Here is a 16,824-nt window from a genome sequence, read left to right on the forward strand (position 1 = left end):
TTCGGGCTGCCTTTTTTCGTTTTAAGCCCGGTCCGGGCCCCTCGACTAGACTTAGCGACGAGGTTCCAGTCTGGACTGCGAGGGCGGCATGACCAATCCCAACAACGCCACCATTACCATGGTGCACCGGGTCCGGTTCGTGGACGGCCACGGCCTGACCATTCCCACCTTTCGGCTGCTGAAGGACGACGGCCATCTTTATGCCGATGCTACCGCGCCGGAGCTCGACAAAGACCGGGCGCTGGCCATGTATCACAGCATGGTGGCCACCCGGCTGCTGGACGAGCGCATGCTGGCGGCCCAGCGCCAGGGGCGCATCAGCTTTTATCTGCAAAGCCTGGGGGAAGAAGCCCAGGCGGTGGCCAGTGCTGCGGCACTGGCGCCCCAGGACATGATCCTGGCCCAGTACCGGGAGCAGGGGGCCCTGTTGCACCGGGGCTTTACCCTGGATCAATTCATGAACCAGCTGTTTTCCAACGCCGACGATCTCGGCAAGGGCCGGCAGATGCCGGTGCACTACGGCTGCCGTGAACTCAACTTCATGACCATTTCTTCCCCCCTGGCCACACAAATTCCTCAGGCCACGGGCTTTGCCTACGGCCAGCGACTGGCGGACGAGCAGAGCATTACCCTGTGTTATTTCGGCGAAGGGGCGGCCTCGGAAGGAGACTTTCACGCTGGCCTCAACATGGCGGCGGTGCTGAAAACCCCGGTGATCTTCTTTTGCCGCAACAATGGTTACGCCATTTCCACGCCGGCCAGCGAGCAGTTTGTGGGGGATGGTATTGCCAGTCGTGCCGTGGGCTATGGCATTCGCACCCTGCGGGTGGACGGGGCCGACACCCTGGCGGTGTATGAGGCCACGCGCCAGGCCCGGGAGCTGATGCTGAAAGAGCCTCAGCCGGTGTTGATTGAAGCCATGTCCTACAGGCTGGGGGCACATTCGTCGTCGGATGATCCCAGCGGCTACCGTTCGCAGCAGGAAGAAGAGCGCTGGCGCAAGCGGGATCCCATCGGCCGCTACCGGCTGTGGCTGCAACATCAGGGCTGGCTCAACGAAGAGGACGACCGCCGCCAGACGGATGCACTGCGCCGGCAAATACTGGAGGCCATGAAGCTGGCCGAGCAGCGTCCCAGACCACCTTTGGAAAGCATTATCGAAGACGTGTATGCCAGTCCGCCGGCATACCTTGAACGTCAGCTCGAGCAACTGGAGCGGCAGACAACCGTCCACCCGGAACATTATTCCGTCGGTCAGGGAGGGGGACGGTGATGAAGCAGATGAACCTGTTGCAGGCGGTCAATAACGCCCTGGATCTGGCCATGGAACAAGACAAGGGGGTGCTCTGTTTTGGTGAAGACGTAGGTCACTTTGGCGGTGTATTCCGGGCCACCAGTGGCCTGCAGGACAAATACGGCGAAGACCGCTGCTTTAATACTCCGCTGACCGAGCAGGGCATTGTCGGCTTTGCCAACGGCCTGGCGGCAAAGGGGCTGAAACCGGTGGCGGAAATTCAGTTCGCCGATTACATCTTTCCTGCCTTTGATCAGCTGGTGAACGAAACCGCCAAGTTTCGCTACCGCTCCGGCAACCAGTTCAATGTGGGCGGGCTGGTGGTACGCACGCCCTACGGTGGCGGCATTGCAGGCGGCCATTACCACAGTCAGTCGCCGGAAGCCTATTTTGTGCACACGCCCGGCCTGAGGGTGGTGGTGCCGCGCGGGCCGGTGCAGGCCAAGGGGCTCTTGCTGGCGGCCATCGTCTGCCCGGATCCGGTGATTTTTTTCGAGCCCAAGCGTCTGTACCGGGCGGCGGTGGCCGAAGTGGATGAGGGCTATTATCAGCTTCCCCTGGACCAGGCCGAGGTGCTGCAGGAAGGGGCCGACATCACCTTGCTGGCTTGGGGCGCCCAGATGGATTATTTGCTGAAGGCGGCGGAGCTGGCCGAAAAACAAGGCATTTCCTGCGAGGTGATCGATCTGCAGAGCCTGTTGCCCTGGGACGAAGACACAGTGGTGGCCTCCGTGCTCAAGACCGGGCGCTTGCTTATCAGCCACGAGGCGCCGCTCACCGGTGGCGTGGGCGCGGAGATCGCCGCCACCGTACAGGCGCGCTGTTTTCTGTATCTGGAAAGCCCCATCGCCCGGGTGTGCGGGCTCGATACGCCCTTTCCGCTGGCACTGGAAAAGGAATATATGCCCGATCAGTACAAGATTCTGGACGCCATTCACGCCACGGTGAACTTTTAGGAGCACGGCATGAAACAGGACTTTTTTCTGCCGGATATCGGCGAAGGCATAGTGGAATGCGAGCTGGTGGAGTGGCTGGTGGCCGAGGGCGACCGGGTGGAGGAAGATCAGGCCATTTGCGATGTGATGACCGACAAGGCCCTGGTGCAGATCCCGGCGGTGCATGCCGGCATTATTACTCGGTTGCACGTGAACAAGGGCGACATGGCGAAAGTCCATGCGCCCCTGTTTGAAATGGAGCTGGCGGGCGAGGGGAGTACCGGGGCTGAAGCGCAGCCGGAGCCGAAACCAGAACCGAAACCGGAGCCGAAACCGGAGCCGCAAGCTGGGCCGGTGAACGAGCCTTTACCCGCGCCGGCAAACGCCCCCACGGCCCGTTCCGAGCCGGCCGCGATGGCCGGTAACCGGGCCGTGGCCAGTCCGGCGGTGCGAAGGCTGGCCCGGGAGCACAATGTGGATCTGACGCAAGTGCCCGGCTCCGGCGACAAGGGCCGGGTCTACAAGGAAGATGTGGAAGCCTGGCTGCACGCTCAGGGCACAACAGGGGGGCAGGAAAGCTCAGTCTGGCGCGAGCCGGTCACCGGCGTGCGTGCCGCCATGGCCCGGCACATGACCGCCAGCCTCTCCATTCCCCGCTTTACCTATTGCGAGGAGTTTTGCCTCGATGAATTACTCACCCTGAAAGCCCGGCTGGCGCCCGAGTTTGAACGGGAAGGGGTAAAACTGACCCTGTTGCCGTTTTTTATCAAGGCGCTGTCACTGGCGTTGTCGGACTATCCGCTGCTGGGCGCCCGGCTCGACGACGACGGTCAGACCCTGGTGTATGAAGACGGCCACCATGTGGGGGTGGCGGTGGATACTCAGGCCGGCCTGCTGGTACCTGTGTTGCACCATTGCGAAGACAAGTCATTGCTGAACCTGGCGCGAGAGCTCAACCGTCTGTCCGAGGCGGCCCGGGCCGGGCGGCTGACGCAAAGCGAGTTGGCCGGTGCCACCATCAGCCTGTCCAATATTGGCGTGCTGGGGGGCACCGTATCCACGCCCATCGTTAACCCGCCCCAGCTGGCCATTGCCGCCCTTGGGCGGATGCAACGCTTGCCCCGCTTCGACGAGCAGGATGCGGTGGTGGCCCGGCATATCATGACGGTGTGCTGGTCGGCGGATCACCGGGTGGTGGATGGCGCCACCCTGGCCCGCTTTAACCGTTGCTGGCAGCAGTACCTGGAGCAGCCCGAACGCATGCTGGCCCGGCTGCATTAACTGAAGCGGAGCCGGCCATGGATGCCCTGGGCAACTTTTATATTCCCGAAGAGCAGTCCATCTACCTGCTGAGCGCCAACGACGCGCAAAAGCTGAAAGACTGGATTGCCCTGTGCATCGCCGAGCTGGAAAAGCTGGGTTACCGGAACATCAGCCTGGCGGGCAAGGGGGTGTACGGTTTTACCTTTGCCGGCACCGGTACCCATGGCGAGCAGGTGGCATTCAAGTTTTCCCGTATCGACCTGCCCGAGGCCGTGCGCGAACGACTGGCCGACGAAGCCTATATGCTGTCCTGCGTGCAGCATCCGCTGGTGCCGAAGTACCTGGCCTACGCCCTGCGCGGTCGCCAGGGCGTGTTGCTGATGAGCCGGGCGCCAGGGGAAGATCTGGAACACTACAGCCTGCGCCGGGGCCGGCTGTCGGCCCGGGAAGTCATCGACATTGCCGCCCAGCTGGCGGACATTTTGCAGGCATTGCGCCGGCATACTCGTGACGGCGAGCCCGCGCCCGTGGTGCATGGCGATATCAAGCCTTCAAACATCATGTATGACACGAGCACCGGCCGCATCAGCCTGGTGGACTGGGGCTCGTCGGTGTTTGCTCAGCTGGACGCCAAGGGCCACTGGGCCGGCGCTCAGGGGCTGGCGCTGCTGTCGGGGGATTTGCAGCAGTCCAATGCCCGCATGGGGGATGTGTATTTTATCGGCCCGGAGCAGCTCGCCGGGGCCTTGTCGAGCCCCCGTTTTGATGAGCAGGGCGTGGCTGGCACCCTTTACGCTCTGGCCTCGGGCCAGGCCTGCCGCTTTGGCCGCAAGGCCGTGCCCGCCACCAGCCTGGGGCTGCCAAAAGAGTTTGCCCTGTTGCTCGATGCCCTGCTCGACGACGATCCCGAGCGTCGCCGCCGGGCCGGGGACTATTGGCTGAACGCCATGCCCCGGCTCAGGCAACTGGTACTGCCCGAGCTGCCGCTGTTTGACGACAGTCCGCAACTGCCTGTGTGGCCAAGCATTGGCGGTCGCGACATCGACACAGTGGTGTATTCCTCGCGCAAGTCGTTTCTGCGCGAGCGCAGCGAGCGGGAAGACATTCACCAGGTGGCCGACGCCCAGCTGGAGCGTTACTACAAGCAATACCTCGAAGGCATGGGCGAAACCGAAAAGGCCTTTGTGGCCGCGGTCAGCCGGCTGGGGCGCTACCCGGTAATGGGCGGACTGGCCATTCACTGGCATGAACAGGGTGTGGACATTGACTCCAGCCTTAATCTTTACGACCGGGCGTTGTTGCCGGCCTTTGGCGTGGCGGTCAACAACGTGGTAAGCCTGGCCCGGGCCATCACCAAAACCGGGGTGTTCAAGGCCTGTCTGTTCAATGCACGCAACACCCTGCACCTGAGCCGCTGTGACGCAACACAGCCCTTTGTGCCACCACCGGGCATGGCTATTCCCTACCGGCTGGCGGACCGGCCCGACACCGGTGCCGATCGCCAGCCTCATTCCTATTTTGAGGATGGCCGGGATCCGGACGAACAACTGGTGTTGCCCGCCGCCATTATGGAGGTGATTGCCCGGCTTAACCCGATCCACCACACCGGCTGCATTATTTTTGAAGTCACGTCCGAACATCTCAAGCTGCACAGCTATTACCGCTTGCTGGATGCTGCGGCCGAAGCGGAGTTTGCCGCCCTGCTGGCACAGATTGTCGAGCTCATTCCGTTAATCGACGATCAGGGCGTGGGCGGCTTTATGAAACTGCCCTGCAAGAATACCCGCTTTTTTACTCACCAGCCGGTGCGGCCCGACTGCTTTTATCCCGCCAACCCCCGGGCCTGGTTATCTCAGTAAGCTTTGCTGGTGAGGGCTGGGCAAAGAATGCCGCTCGGCCGTACCCTCTGCGCCACTGCCGAAAATTGCTCCTGCATTTTCGGCATTCCCGCCATCCATGGCGATCAGAGGCGCAGTGGAGCCCCCATGGGGCGCACTTGTGAGCCGGGACGAGGCGTTTTGCCCGACCGAACATCCAGTGAATGTTCGCAGCGGGCTAAAACGACGAGTGGCAGATATTAACGGCGTGTCGGCCGAGTGGTTTCTTTGACCAACTCGGCTTCGTTCAGCACAAACTTTTCCAGCTCGGGGTAGAAGCCGAGAAAGGCGGTTTCCATATCGTGGTAGTACTGCTCCAGCAGGGAACGGCAGTAAGGCAGGGGCGTGGGGCACTTAAAGCGCCGGTCAATACGGGACAGCGCGGTGATAATGCCGTCGAATTCCCGGTAGTGCAGCAGCAGCCTGTTTTGCTTCATGCGGGACACCAGCAACACCATGGCCTCGGGCCAGTGCCGGTCGGGCTGCAATTCGGCATGGGCCTGTTGCACAAATGCCTCTAGGGGCTGAGCATGAAAACGTGGCCAGTGCCGGGCCAGAAAGTGATCGAACATCATGTCGGTGATAATGCCGCCAAAGCGGCGAAACGGCGAGGGCAGAGCGCGTACTCTGCCCGCGTGCAATGGATGGGCGTCGGTGAAGCTGTCGATGCGCCGGTGCAGCAGTATGCCGGTTTGCAGGGCCACCGGCAGGGCAGGATTCAACGCGCCCCGGGCATATTCCCCCAGCAGGGCGCCGGCCAGGCTGGTGTGGCTGAGGTCGGCCAGATGCAGGTGGGCCAGGTAATTCATTCAGCTGGGCGAGTCATCGCGGTATTCAAAGCCCTCGGCCTCGGTTTGCAGTTCGTCCAGCTCGCTGGCGTCGAGGTCGTCATCCTGCTCGTTCAGCTGGTTGTCGAGCACTTCCAGCAGGTGAATGGCCACGGCCACAAAGTCGCTGTCGGTGACGATGCCCACCAGTTTGCCCTTGTCCACCACCGGCAGGCAGCCATATTTGTGCTTTTGCAGGTACAGCGCCGCCTCGCGAATGCCCGCATGGGGGCTGACGGTGGTGACCCCGGTGATCATGATTTCAGTGAGAGTATGCTGTTGCAGAAACTGGCCATTGCGGCCCTGCTCCAGGCTGGACTCCTGGGCGGCCAGAATATCCCGCTGGCTGATCAGCCCTACCAGTTGTTCATGCTCCACCACCGGCAGGTGACGAATATGATGGCGCTGCATAAAGGTACGGGCGTCGGCCAGGGTGGCCGAAGGAGGCAGCCCCAGCACGCGGGATGACATGATCTCGGAAACGATGGCGGGCATAGTGGTTCTCCTCTTTTTATATCAAGATAGCCCAACACCATGGGCCAGTAACCTGACCGGGATCACGCTCATTGCAAAGATTGCCCGGTTTCGGTGGCGGTGGGCCCTTGTTTCAACATCGAATTGCCTTGATCCCTCTGGGTGGCCTCACTAGACTAGCGCTCGTCTTATACAGAGGTGGTTATGCAGGTCCAAGATTTTTCCTTTGAACTTCCCGATGAACTCATTGCCCGTCATCCCATGCCCGAGCGCACCGCCAGCCGGTTGCTGCAGCTCGACGGCAACACCGGGAACCTGGTTCACGGCCGCTTTGGCGATATTCTGGATCTGATCAAGCCCGGCGATTTACTGGTGTTCAACAACACCCGGGTCATTCCGGCGCGGCTTTTTGGCCGCAAGGCCAGCGGCGGCAAGCTGGAAGTGCTGGTGGAGCGGGTACTCGACGACAAGCGGGTGCTGGCCCACGTCCGTTCCTCCAAATCGCCCAAACCCGGCACCGAGCTTATTCTTGAGCCCGACGTCAGCGCCACCATGGTGGCCCGTCACGACGCCCTGTTTGAAATCGAATTCAACGACGAGCGCTCCGTGCTGGACATCCTGGAAGCGGTGGGCCACATGCCCTTGCCGCCCTACATCGACCGGCCCGATACCGACGCCGACAAGGAACGCTACCAGACCGTTTACAATGAAAAGCCCGGCGCCGTGGCCGCGCCCACCGCCGGTCTGCATTTTGACGAGCCGCTCTTGAATGCCATTCGCGCCAAGGGCGCCGAGCTGGCCTTTATTACCCTGCACGTGGGCGCGGGCACCTTTCAGCCGGTGCGGGTCGACAATGTGCTCGAGCACAAGATGCATGCCGAATACATCGAAGTGCCGCCGGAGGTAGTGGCGCAAATCGAGGCCACTCGGGCGCGGGGCGGCCGCGTGATCGCCGTGGGCACCACCTCGGTGCGTTCACTGGAAAGCGCCGCTCAGGCCAGTCTCGCCAGGGGCGAGAGGCTGGCGCCGTTTTACGGCGATACCGATATCTTTATTTACCCCGGCTATCGCTTTCAGCTGGTGGATGCCATGGTCACCAATTTCCACCTGCCGGAGTCGACCCTGATCATGCTGGTCAGCGCCTTTGCCGGCCAGGACCATATTATGGAGGCCTACCGCCAGGCGGTGGCCGAGCGTTACCGTTTCTTCAGTTACGGCGACGCCATGTTTATTACCAAACAAGAGGGAATGGGGAATAGTGAATAGGGACTGCCATTCCCTAGTCCCTGCTCCCTATTCCCCCAAAAACAAAGGTCGGACTGTTTCTCCGGCCAGTGAGGTAACAATGAAATTTGAACTGGATACCACAGACGGACGCGCCCGCCGCGGCCGGCTTGTCTTTGATCGAGGCGTGGTGGAAACCCCGGCCTTTATGCCGGTGGGCACCTATGGCACCGTCAAGGGCATGACCCCGGAAGAAGTGGCCGCCACCGGCGCCCATATACTGCTGGGCAACACCTTTCACCTGTGGATCCGTCCCGGGCAGGAAGTGATGAAAATGCATGGCGACCTGCACGACTTTATGAACTGGCAGGGACCGATCCTCACCGACTCTGGCGGCTTTCAGGTGTTCAGCCTGGGTGACATTCGCAAGATCACCGAAGAAGGCGTGCATTTCCGCAACCCGGTCAACGGCGACAAGATCTTCCTGTCACCGGAAGTGTCCATGGAGATCCAGTACGATCTGGGCTCCGATGTGGTGATGATCATGGACGAGTGCACCCCGTACCCGGCGACCTGGGAAGAGGCCAAAAAGTCCATGGAAATGTCGCTGCGCTGGGCCAAACGCTCCCGGGATCACTTCGACAAGCAGGGCAACAAGAACGCCCTGTTCGGCATTATTCAGGGCAGTGTTTACGAAGATCTGCGGGATCAGTCCCTTGAAGGCCTGCTCGAGATCGGCTTTGACGGCTACGCCGTGGGCGGCCTGGCGGTGGGTGAGCCCAAGCACGAGATGCACAAGGTGCTGGAGCATACCTGCCCGAAAATTCCCGAAGACAAGCCCCGCTACCTGATGGGTGTGGGCAAGCCGGAAGATCTGGTGGAAGGCGTACGCCGGGGCATCGACATGTTCGACTGTGTGATGCCGACCCGCAACGCCCGTAACGGCCACCTGTTCACTACCGATGGCGTGGTCAAGATCCGCAACGCCAAACACAAGACCGACACCAGCCCGCTGGATGCCGATTGCGACTGCTATACCTGCAAGAATTACACTCGGGCCTACCTGTATCATCTCGACAAGTGCAACGAGATCCTGGGTGCGCGTTTAAACACCATTCACAACCTGCGTTTTTATCAGCGGGTGATGGAAGGTTTACGGGGCGCCATTGAGCAGGGTAAATTAGATGACTTTGTGGCAGAGTTCTATCGTCGGCAGGGCAAACCCGTGCCGCCGCTGGGTCAGCCAGAATCGACAAGTGAATAACGGCTTTTAACCATAACGAGGAAACTGCAAGAATGGATATTATCTCGAGTGCCTACGCCCAGGGTGGCGGCGCCGCCGGTGGCGGTATGGAAATGATCATCATGCTGGTGGTGTTTGGCCTGATTTTCTACTTCATGATTTTCCGCCCCCAGTCCAAGCGGGTCAAAGAGCACAAGAACCTGATGTCTTCCCTGAGCAAGGGCGACGAAGTGCTGACCAACGGTGGCCTGGTAGGCAAGATTGCCAAGATCTCCGCCGAAAACGACTACGTGGTACTGAGCCTGAGCGAGCAAAGCCAGGTGACCATCAAGAAGGACTTCATCACTGCCGTCCTGCCCAAGGGCTCCATTCAGTCCCTCTAATTCTTTCCTGTCGAGGAGCACAGCGTGTTGAATCGATATCCGCTGTGGAAATACTTGATGGTGGTCCTGGTGATCACCATCAGTTTTCTTTATGCAGCACCCAACCTGTTTGGTGAAGACCCGGCGCTTCAGGTGTCCGGCAGCCGCGGTACCCAGGTTTCTTCCGACATTCTGGTCAAGGCTCAGCAAAGCCTGACCCAGGCCGGCATCGACGTGAAAAGCGCCGCCCTGGAAAACGACCAGCTTCTTATTCGTTTCCGCAATACCGACGACCAGCTCAAGGGCAAGGATCTGGTTGCCGATGCGCTGGGGGATGATTACGTCACCGCCCTCAACCTGGCCCCCTCTACCCCCGCCTGGCTGGAAGCCATTGGTGCCGGCCCGCTCAAACTGGGCCTGGATCTGCGTGGCGGCGTGCATTTCCTGATGGAAGTGGACATGGACGAAGCCCTGAACCGAGTACAGGAGCAGACGGTACAGGACTTTCGGACCGAACTCCGCCAGGAGCGGCTGCGCTACTCCGGCGTACTCAATCGCGATGGTGGCACCCTGGTGGTGTTCCGCGACGAAGACACCCGCGACAAGGCCATCAGCCATTTGCGTCAGCGTAATCCCGAGCTGGTGTTCACCACTCGTGACAATGGCGACAGCTTTGGTCTGTTGGCGGTGATGAGCGAGCAGCGGCTGAAGGAAGTGAAGGAATACGCCCTGCAACAAAACATCACCATTATTCGTAACCGGGTGAACGAGCTGGGTGTGGCCGAACCGCTGGTACAGCGCCAGGGTGCCGACCGCATCGTGGTGCAGCTGCCGGGCATTCAGGACACCGCCCGCGCCAAGGAAATCCTCGGGGCCACCGCCACCCTGGAATTTCGTCTGGTGGATGAGCGCGCCGATGCCGCCGCCGCGGCGGCGGGCAGAGTACCGCCCGGCTCCGAGCTGTTCTCCGATCGCGATGGCCGGGCCGTGGTGCTGCAAAAGCGGGTGATCCTCACCGGTGAGCACATCGTCGACGCCAACTCCGGCATGGACGAGTTCAGCCGGCCGCAGGTGAACATCAGCCTGGATGCCCCGGGTGGCAGCCGCATGGCCGACTTTACCAAGGACAACGTGGGCCGGGCCATGGCAACGGTGTTCACCGAGTACAAGCCCGGAGACCAGCCCGGCAAGGATGGCAAGCCCAGCCTGCGCAAGGAGCAGGAAGTCATTAACGTGGCCACCATTCAGTCCCGGCTGGGCCGCAGCTTCCGCATCACCGGCATCGACTCCATGGCCGAAGCCCAGAACCTGGCGCTGCTGCTGCGGGCCGGTGCCCTGATTGCGCCCATTCAGATAGTGGAAGAGCGCACCATAGGTCCGAGCCTGGGGCAGCAGAATGTGGAAAACGGCCTGCTGGCCATGATCTACGGCCTGCTGGCGGTGGTGCTGTTCATGAGCATCTACTATCGCAAGTTTGGCCTGGTGGCCAACCTGGCATTGCTGGCCAACCTGGTGATCATCATCGGCGTCATGTCCATGGTGCCGGGAGCAACCATGACCCTACCAGGCATTGCCGGTATCGTGTTGACCATAGGTATGTCGGTGGATGCCAACGTGCTGATCTTCGAGCGTATTCGCGAGGAATTGCGGGATGGTCGCAGCATTCAGCAGGCCATTCACATGGGCTATGAAAAGGCCTTTGGCACCATTACCGATGCCAACATCACCACCTTTATTACCGCCATCATTCTGTTTGCGGTCGGCACCGGCCCCATCAAGGGCTTTGCCGTGACCCTGATGATCGGCATTCTGGCCTCCATGTTTACCGCCATTGTCGGTACCCGGGCCCTGGTCAACCTGCTCTGGGGCGGCAAGCGTCTCAAGAAGCTGTCGATATGAGGAGTTTGAGCGATGTTTGAAATCCTCAAGACCAAAAAGGCACTGCCCTTTATGCGCTTTTCAAAGGGCGCCACCGTGCTGTCGCTGGTGCTGATTGGCCTGTGCTTTTTCAGCCTGGCCACCCGCGGCCTGAACTGGGGCCTGGACTTTACCGGCGGCACCGTGGTGGAAGTGGCCTTTGAGCAGGCGGTAGAGCTGGATGGCGTGCGTGCAAAGCTGGAAGAGGCCGGCCTGGATGGCGCCACCGTGCAGCACTTTGGCACCAGCCGTGATCTGCTGATCCGCATGCCGCCTCAGGAAGGCGCCAATGTGCAGCAGCAGGGCGATGCGGCCATTGCCGCCATGCAGCAGTTGTCGGCGAATGCCGAGATGAAGCGGCTGGAATTTGTCGGCCCGTCCATCGGCAAGGAGCTGGCCGAGCAGGGCGGTCTGGCCATTCTGGTGGCGCTGCTGTGTATTCTGCTGTACGTGGGCATGCGCTTTGAATGGCGGCTGGCGTCCGGTGCCGTGCTGTCGCTGGGCCACGACGTTATCATCACCCTGGGGGTGTTTTCCTGGCTGCAGATCGAGGTGGATCTGACCATAGTCGCGGCGCTGCTGACGGTGGTGGGTTACTCCCTCAACGACACCATAGTGGTGTTTGACCGGGTGCGGGAAAACTTTCGCCGGGTACGCGAGGCCACCACTTCCATGGTCTTTGACGAAGCCATTACCGACACCCTGAGCCGGACCCTGATCACCTCGGCCACCACCCTGGTGGTAGTGGTGGCGCTGTTCATGAAGGGCGGCGCGCTGATCCACGGGTTTGCCACCGCCCTGCTGCTGGGCATTGGTTTCGGTACCTATTCCTCCATCTATATCGCCAGCGCCTGGGCCATGCTGCTCGGGGTCAAGCGGGAGCACATGCTGCCGCCGCCGGTGGAAAAGGAAGGAGCGGATCAGGAATCGCTGATGTAAGTGCCAGTGTGCAAACACAAGGAGCCTTCGGGCTCCTTTTTCTTTTTAAGCGCCTTTCTGGTGATTGATTGCATTTGCAGCATGACAAACGTCGTGCAGCTGCATAACATGGGGTCATAGAACAAGACAAGTTCGGAGCCTTCTTGAAACACAGATTTTTGCTCGGTCCGCTGACCCTGCTGGGCATGATGCTGACCGGTTGCAGTGCGCCCAAGGTACTGACGCCAACCCTGGTGTTGCCGGTACCGATGCAGGTTTCCTACCAGAGTGAACTGGGTATTGCCCGCCTGGGGCAGATGCTCAACGATCCCGGCCTCTCTCCGGAGCAACGTGCCGAGCTGTTTTTTCAGCGCGGTGTGGTGTTTGATCGGGTGGGTCTGCGGGCCATGGCCCGGCTCGACTTCAACCGGGCCCTGCGGGAGCAGCCGGACTTTGCCGATGCCTATAACCTGAACGGCGTTTACCTGACCCAGAATCAGGAATTTGACGAAGCCTACGAGTCCTTTGATTCGGCGCTGGAGCTGGCGCCGGGCTATGTATATGCCAACCTGAACCGGGGCATTGCCCTTTACTACGGCGGTCGGCCCGAGCTGGCGGCGCGGGATCTGAAAGTGTTTCTCGATGAAGAGCCCGACGATCCTTACCGCCTGCTGTGGTGGTACCTGGCGCTGGAGCGGGCCACCCCCGACACGGCGCTGGAGCACATGGCCGGGCACCGCGCTCAATATGGCAGCGAGGAATGGGCCTGGGATATCGTCGATGTTTACCTCGGCACCCTGACCCCGGCGGAATTGCTTAACCGTATATCCGAGCGTAGTCAGGACAACCAGGAGCTGGCCGAGATGTTATGCGAGGCCTATTTCTACCTGGCCAAGCTGGCTCAGCACCAGAACGAGCCGGAGCAGGCCGAGGTTTACCTCAAGCTGGCCCTGGCCACAAACATCTACGACTTTGTCGAGCACCGCTATGCCCTGCTGGAACTCGACCTGATGGGCCAGCAGGCCCGCCTGACCCGCTGAGGCCGAGAGCCGGCTCGCCTTGCTTATTCGCTGATTTCCATGGTTGCCGGTGACGGCAGCCACTCCATGCCCGGCAGCTGGTTCCAGTATCCGTTGCAATAGCGGGATTCAAGCGGCCAGCCATCCGGTTCGGCCGGTCCGGCAAAGCGTTCAATCCATGCCAGACACTCGGGGCTGTGGGCGCTGATGCGCACCGCATCCACCCAGCCTTGCATGCCGGCCACATCGTTGATCAGGTTGTAGCAATAGCCGGACTGGGTCTGAATGCCGTTCAGGTTGAACACCGGCTGACCTTCCTGCGTGTTGGCCAGGCGGCCGGCGGGATACTGAATGCACACCAGCTCGCATTCGTCCTTGGGCCGGTTTTCCGCCCGGGCGGTAAAGCAGCGCGCCGACCAGGCCAGGGGCAGGTGACCGTAGCCGAACACCTCCAGCTGAAAGTGGTCACGAATGCCGGCCGCGTCCGCCGCCTGATGAATACGCCACAGCCAGTCCCGGGACAGCTCCACCGGCGGCACCCAGGTGGTCATGCCCTTGTCCAGTAACAGCTGCAGTGTGTCCAGGTTGTACACATTGAGCGCCGGCCCGGCCACAAAGGGCAGGCCCCGCTCGTGGGCCAGTTGCACCGCACCCAGATCGTTGGCTTCAATCTGCAGTTCACCCTGCTCACACAGTTTTTGAATGATTTGCAGCTCCGCCGGCGCCTGGATCAGTGTCAGGGTGGACAACACCACTTCCTTGCCGGCGGCGGCCAGCGCCTGGGCCAGTTCCAGCCAGTCGCCGGTTTTCAGCTCGCGGCGTTTGGGGCAGACGGTTTCGCCCAGGTAAATACGCCGGCAGGGCGTATCGAGGGCGGCCTGGTAGAAGTCCTCAACCTGCTGGCGGGGCCAGAAAAACAGCAGGGGACCCAGATTAACGTGCATGCGCGGCTCCTATTGCCATTTGCGGTGGTAGGCACCCAGGGTGGTCTGGCTGCCTTCGGAGAGGGTGTCGAGCTGCTGTTGCCAGGCGGGCTCAATGCCATAAGCGCCGGGGCCATGCAGGCAGGCGTCCAGGGCTCGGCGCCAGACCTGAGTCACCTGACCCACATAGGCGGGGCTGCGTTGGCGGCCTTCGATTTTGACCGACTTCACCCCCAGCCGGGCCAGCTCGGGCAGCAAGCCCAGGGTGTTGAGGCTGGTGGGCTCTTCCAGGGTGTGATAGTGCTTGCCATCCACCTCAAAGCGGCCCTTGCACAGGGTGGGGTAGCCGGCCTGCTCATCCTCGGCAAAGCGGTCGATCAGCACGTTATTGAGGCGGGACTCTAGCCGGCCGCTTTTTTCTTCCCAGCGCACAAAGCGGGCCGGGGAGCAGGCGCCGACCGTGTTGGGACTTTCGCCGGTCAGGTAGGAAGACAGGTAGCAGCGCCCTTCGGCCATAATGCACAGGCTGCCAAAGGCGAATACCTCCAGTTCGACATCGGTGTCTCTGGCAATCTGGCGCACCTGCTGAATGGACAGCACCCGCGGCAGCACCACCCGGCGCACGCCGAAGTTTTGCTGAAAAAAGCGAATGGCGGCCGCATTGGTGGCGCTGGCCTGCACCGACAGGTGCAGCTCAGCACCGGGATAGCGGCGGGCGGCGTAGGCCAGTATGGCGGTATCGGCAATGATCAGGGCATCGGCGCCGAGGCTCATGGCCTGATCCACCGCTCCTTGCCAGACCTTTTCACGGCCCTGATGGGCAAAGGTGTTGATGGCCACATGCAGCTTGCGGTCGTGCCGGCGCAGGTAGTCGATACCCTGTTGCAGGCTGTGTGGCGTGAAATTCAGGCCGGCGAAATGACGGGCGTTGGTCTGATCCTTGAAGCCGATGTAAACCGCATCGGCACCCTGATCGACCGCAGATTTCAGTGCCGGCAGACTGCCGGCGGGACAGAGCAATTCCATGATAATGGCTCCCCGGTACAGAAGACGGTCACTCTAAAGGGGATGGCAACCGGGGAATTTGATTTGAAACAACTGCAGCCGATTTGATTTGGCGCAGGAACCGCAAGGTGGCGGCATGGTGAGATCAGGCCTTTTACAAGGGAGGCATTATGCTGCCGATCATTTGTCAACAGCTCAGCCAGCGGGGACCGGGCTGGCTCAGGATACCACTGGCGCGAGTGCCGGTGGCGCTGCAGGCACCACTGCTGGAGCCCGTGCTGCGTCGGGTGCTGGCCGAGCCGCTGCGCCAGGGCGAGCTGGGTTTTCTGCAGGGGCGACGGCTGCAGGTGTGGGTGCCGGATCTCGATTACCGGCTGACCCTGACCCTGGCCGGTGACACCCTGAGGGTGCTGCCCGAACAGCAGGCCGATGTGGTGGTTCGGGCCGGGTTTAATGATTTGATCCGCCTCAGCAACCGGGATTGCGATCCCGATACCCTGTTTTTTCAGCGCCGGCTGCTGATCACCGGCGACACCGAGCTGGGGCTGGAGTGCAAAAACCTGCTCGACCGGCTGGAGCCCGAGCAACAGCCGCTCTGGTTTCGTCGCTTGCTGGGGCTGATGGCAAGGGTGCTGCAGCAGGCCGGGCGCCGGCCCGGAGACGCGGGCAATGGCCGTAAGGATAAAACCTGACCCCCTTAGATGACTGTGTTACCATCCTGCGCCTTAAGCGCAACGGAATTAAAGTCAACATGCTTGAGCAAGTACGCATCGTGCTGGTAAACACCTCCCATACCGGCAACATGGGCTCTGCCGCCCGGGCCATGAAAACCATGGGCCTGAGCGATCTGTGCCTGGTGGATCCGGCCAGCCCCCCCGACGGCCAGTCGGTGGCACTGGCGGCCGGCGCCAGTGACATTCTGGCCAATGCCCGCACCGTGCCGACCCTGGCCGAGGCGGTGGCCGATTGTGGCCTGGTGATCGGCACCAGCGCCCGTTCCCGCACCTGGTCCTGGCCCATGCTCAATGCCCGCGAAGCGGGAGAGAAGGCGATGGCGGAAGCACCCAGGCACAAGGTGGCGCTGGTATTCGGCCGGGAGCGCACCGGGCTCACCAACGAAGAGCTACAGCAGTGCCATTATCATGTGGCCATTCCCGCCAACCCCGAGTACAGCTCGCTCAATCTGGCGATGGCGGTGCAGACCCTCAGTTACGAAGTGCGCATGGCCTGGCTGGCCGGTACCCAGGAACAGCCGGTCGCGGAAGATTACCCGCTGGCGTCGGATCTGGAACGGTTTTTTGAGCATCTGGAACAGACCCTGCTCGACACCGGCTTTATCATCAAGCCGCACCCGGGGCAGGTGATGACCAAGCTGCGCCGGCTGTTTAACCGGGCCCGGCCGGAAGATCACGAGCTCAACATACTGCGTGGTATCCTCACCTCGGTGCAGCGTAGCATTGCGCAAAAAAACACGGAATAACCGACTGTTGCACTGGGTTAAATACTTGACTGAAACACTCGGGTATGACACTCTGACGCCATG

16 protein-coding genes are annotated in these 16,824 nt (G+C 61.3%); 12 read left to right on the top strand and 4 right to left on the bottom strand.

The features are described 5' to 3' along the window. The first annotated feature begins 88 nt into the window (after positions 1-88). Genes Q9290_RS10560 through Q9290_RS10575 form a run of 4 tightly spaced genes read left to right on the top strand, consistent with a single transcriptional unit; the run spans position 89 to position 5,351 of the window. On the top strand, positions 89-1,273 hold the full coding sequence (locus tag Q9290_RS10560; protein WP_306079613.1) for a thiamine pyrophosphate-dependent dehydrogenase E1 component subunit alpha: 1,185 nt from the start codon (positions 89-91) through the stop codon (positions 1,271-1,273). Beyond that, entirely contained in the window at positions 1,273-2,250 is a 978-nt protein-coding gene (locus Q9290_RS10565) for an alpha-ketoacid dehydrogenase subunit beta (protein WP_306079669.1), read from the top strand. Before Q9290_RS10560 ends, Q9290_RS10565 begins: the two co-directional genes overlap by 1 nt. A 9-nt stretch (positions 2,251-2,259) precedes the next feature. Next, entirely contained in the window at positions 2,260-3,510 is a 1,251-nt protein-coding gene (locus Q9290_RS10570) for a 2-oxo acid dehydrogenase subunit E2 (protein WP_306079614.1), read from the top strand. Positions 3,511-3,527: 17 nt separating this feature from the next. Continuing rightward, entirely contained in the window at positions 3,528-5,351 is a 1,824-nt protein-coding gene (locus tag Q9290_RS10575) for a protein kinase domain-containing protein (protein ID WP_306079615.1), read from the top strand. 218 nt (positions 5,352-5,569) lie between these two features. Here Q9290_RS10575 and Q9290_RS10580 read toward each other — a convergent pair whose 3' ends face one another. Together Q9290_RS10580 and Q9290_RS10585 are read right to left on the bottom strand one after the other, a co-directional pair. Then, positions 5,570-6,178 carry an acyl carrier protein phosphodiesterase gene (locus tag Q9290_RS10580; RefSeq protein WP_306079616.1) on the bottom strand — a complete coding sequence of 203 codons (609 nt, stop codon included), beginning with the start codon at positions 6,176-6,178 and terminating at the stop codon, positions 5,570-5,572. Further along, the gene (locus tag Q9290_RS10585; protein WP_306079617.1) at positions 6,179-6,691 is read right to left on the bottom strand and encodes a CBS domain-containing protein; all 513 of its coding nucleotides are present in this window, start codon (positions 6,689-6,691) and stop codon (positions 6,179-6,181) included. It abuts the gene before it with no gap. 183 nt (positions 6,692-6,874) lie between these two features. Here Q9290_RS10585 and queA point away from each other — a divergent pair, with 183 nt between their 5' ends. From queA to nlpI, 6 genes are all read left to right on the top strand, one after another. Further along, on the top strand, positions 6,875-7,936 hold the full coding sequence (queA, locus tag Q9290_RS10590) for a tRNA preQ1(34) S-adenosylmethionine ribosyltransferase-isomerase QueA (protein ID WP_306079618.1): 1,062 nt from the start codon (positions 6,875-6,877) through the stop codon (positions 7,934-7,936). A gap of 79 nt (positions 7,937-8,015) precedes the next feature. Beyond that, complete coding sequence (gene tgt / locus Q9290_RS10595) at positions 8,016-9,158, top strand: tRNA guanosine(34) transglycosylase Tgt (protein ID WP_306079619.1); 1,143 nt, start codon at positions 8,016-8,018, stop codon at positions 9,156-9,158. A gap of 32 nt (positions 9,159-9,190) precedes the next feature. Further along, complete coding sequence (yajC, locus tag Q9290_RS10600; protein ID WP_306079620.1) at positions 9,191-9,520, top strand: preprotein translocase subunit YajC; 330 nt, start codon at positions 9,191-9,193, stop codon at positions 9,518-9,520. 24 nt (positions 9,521-9,544) lie between these two features. Continuing rightward, on the top strand, positions 9,545-11,398 hold the full coding sequence (secD, locus tag Q9290_RS10605; protein WP_306079621.1) for a protein translocase subunit SecD: 1,854 nt from the start codon (positions 9,545-9,547) through the stop codon (positions 11,396-11,398). A 12-nt stretch (positions 11,399-11,410) separates the two neighbouring features. Continuing rightward, positions 11,411-12,355 carry a protein translocase subunit SecF gene (gene secF, locus Q9290_RS10610; protein ID WP_306079622.1) on the top strand — a complete coding sequence of 315 codons (945 nt, stop codon included), beginning with the start codon at positions 11,411-11,413 and terminating at the stop codon, positions 12,353-12,355. 143 nt (positions 12,356-12,498) lie between these two features. Continuing rightward, the gene (gene nlpI, locus Q9290_RS10615; RefSeq protein WP_306079623.1) at positions 12,499-13,374 is read left to right on the top strand and encodes a lipoprotein NlpI; all 876 of its coding nucleotides are present in this window, start codon (positions 12,499-12,501) and stop codon (positions 13,372-13,374) included. Positions 13,375-13,397: 23 nt separating this feature from the next. Here the strand turns inward: nlpI and Q9290_RS10620 are convergent, their stop codons facing one another. Next, positions 13,398-14,297: a U32 family peptidase gene (locus tag Q9290_RS10620; protein ID WP_306079624.1), complete on the bottom strand. Its 900-nt coding sequence runs from the start codon at positions 14,295-14,297 to the stop codon at positions 13,398-13,400. A 9-nt stretch (positions 14,298-14,306) separates the two neighbouring features. Next, positions 14,307-15,302: a ubiquinone anaerobic biosynthesis protein UbiU gene (gene ubiU, locus Q9290_RS10625; RefSeq protein WP_306079625.1), complete on the bottom strand. Its 996-nt coding sequence runs from the start codon at positions 15,300-15,302 to the stop codon at positions 14,307-14,309. Positions 15,303-15,451: 149 nt separating this feature from the next. Between ubiU and ubiT the strand changes: the two genes are divergently transcribed. Further along, positions 15,452-15,973, top strand: a complete 522-nt coding sequence (gene ubiT / locus Q9290_RS10630) for a ubiquinone anaerobic biosynthesis accessory factor UbiT (protein WP_306079626.1) — start codon at positions 15,452-15,454, stop codon at positions 15,971-15,973. Between the two features lie 59 nt (positions 15,974-16,032). After that, complete coding sequence (trmJ, locus tag Q9290_RS10635; RefSeq protein ID WP_306079627.1) at positions 16,033-16,761, top strand: tRNA (cytosine(32)/uridine(32)-2'-O)-methyltransferase TrmJ; 729 nt, start codon at positions 16,033-16,035, stop codon at positions 16,759-16,761. Positions 16,762-16,824: the final 63 nt, after the last annotated feature.

This window comes from Oceanimonas aquatica, assembly GCF_030732065.1.
In the GTDB taxonomy this organism is placed as follows: Bacteria; Pseudomonadota; Gammaproteobacteria; order Enterobacterales; family Aeromonadaceae; genus Oceanimonas.

Coding starts and splice junctions, on each gene's coding strand:
- Q9290_RS10565 (WP_306079669.1), top strand. CDS start 1,273: ATGAAGCAGATGAACCTGTTGCAGGCGGTCAATAACGCCCTGGATCTG.
- trmJ (WP_306079627.1), top strand. CDS start 16,033: ATGCTTGAGCAAGTACGCATCGTGCTGGTAAACACCTCCCATACCGGC.
- Q9290_RS10570 (WP_306079614.1), top strand. CDS start 2,260: ATGAAACAGGACTTTTTTCTGCCGGATATCGGCGAAGGCATAGTGGAA.
- Q9290_RS10585 (WP_306079617.1), bottom strand. CDS start 6,691: ATGCCCGCCATCGTTTCCGAGATCATGTCATCCCGCGTGCTGGGGCTG.
- tgt (WP_306079619.1), top strand. CDS start 8,016: ATGAAATTTGAACTGGATACCACAGACGGACGCGCCCGCCGCGGCCGG.
- yajC (WP_306079620.1), top strand. CDS start 9,191: ATGGATATTATCTCGAGTGCCTACGCCCAGGGTGGCGGCGCCGCCGGT.
- secF (WP_306079622.1), top strand. CDS start 11,411: ATGTTTGAAATCCTCAAGACCAAAAAGGCACTGCCCTTTATGCGCTTT.
- ubiT (WP_306079626.1), top strand. CDS start 15,452: ATGCTGCCGATCATTTGTCAACAGCTCAGCCAGCGGGGACCGGGCTGG.
- Q9290_RS10580 (WP_306079616.1), bottom strand. CDS start 6,178: ATGAATTACCTGGCCCACCTGCATCTGGCCGACCTCAGCCACACCAGC.
- ubiU (WP_306079625.1), bottom strand. CDS start 15,302: ATGGAATTGCTCTGTCCCGCCGGCAGTCTGCCGGCACTGAAATCTGCG.
- Q9290_RS10560 (WP_306079613.1), top strand. CDS start 89: ATGACCAATCCCAACAACGCCACCATTACCATGGTGCACCGGGTCCGG.
- Q9290_RS10620 (WP_306079624.1), bottom strand. CDS start 14,297: ATGCACGTTAATCTGGGTCCCCTGCTGTTTTTCTGGCCCCGCCAGCAG.
- queA (WP_306079618.1), top strand. CDS start 6,875: ATGCAGGTCCAAGATTTTTCCTTTGAACTTCCCGATGAACTCATTGCC.
- Q9290_RS10575 (WP_306079615.1), top strand. CDS start 3,528: ATGGATGCCCTGGGCAACTTTTATATTCCCGAAGAGCAGTCCATCTAC.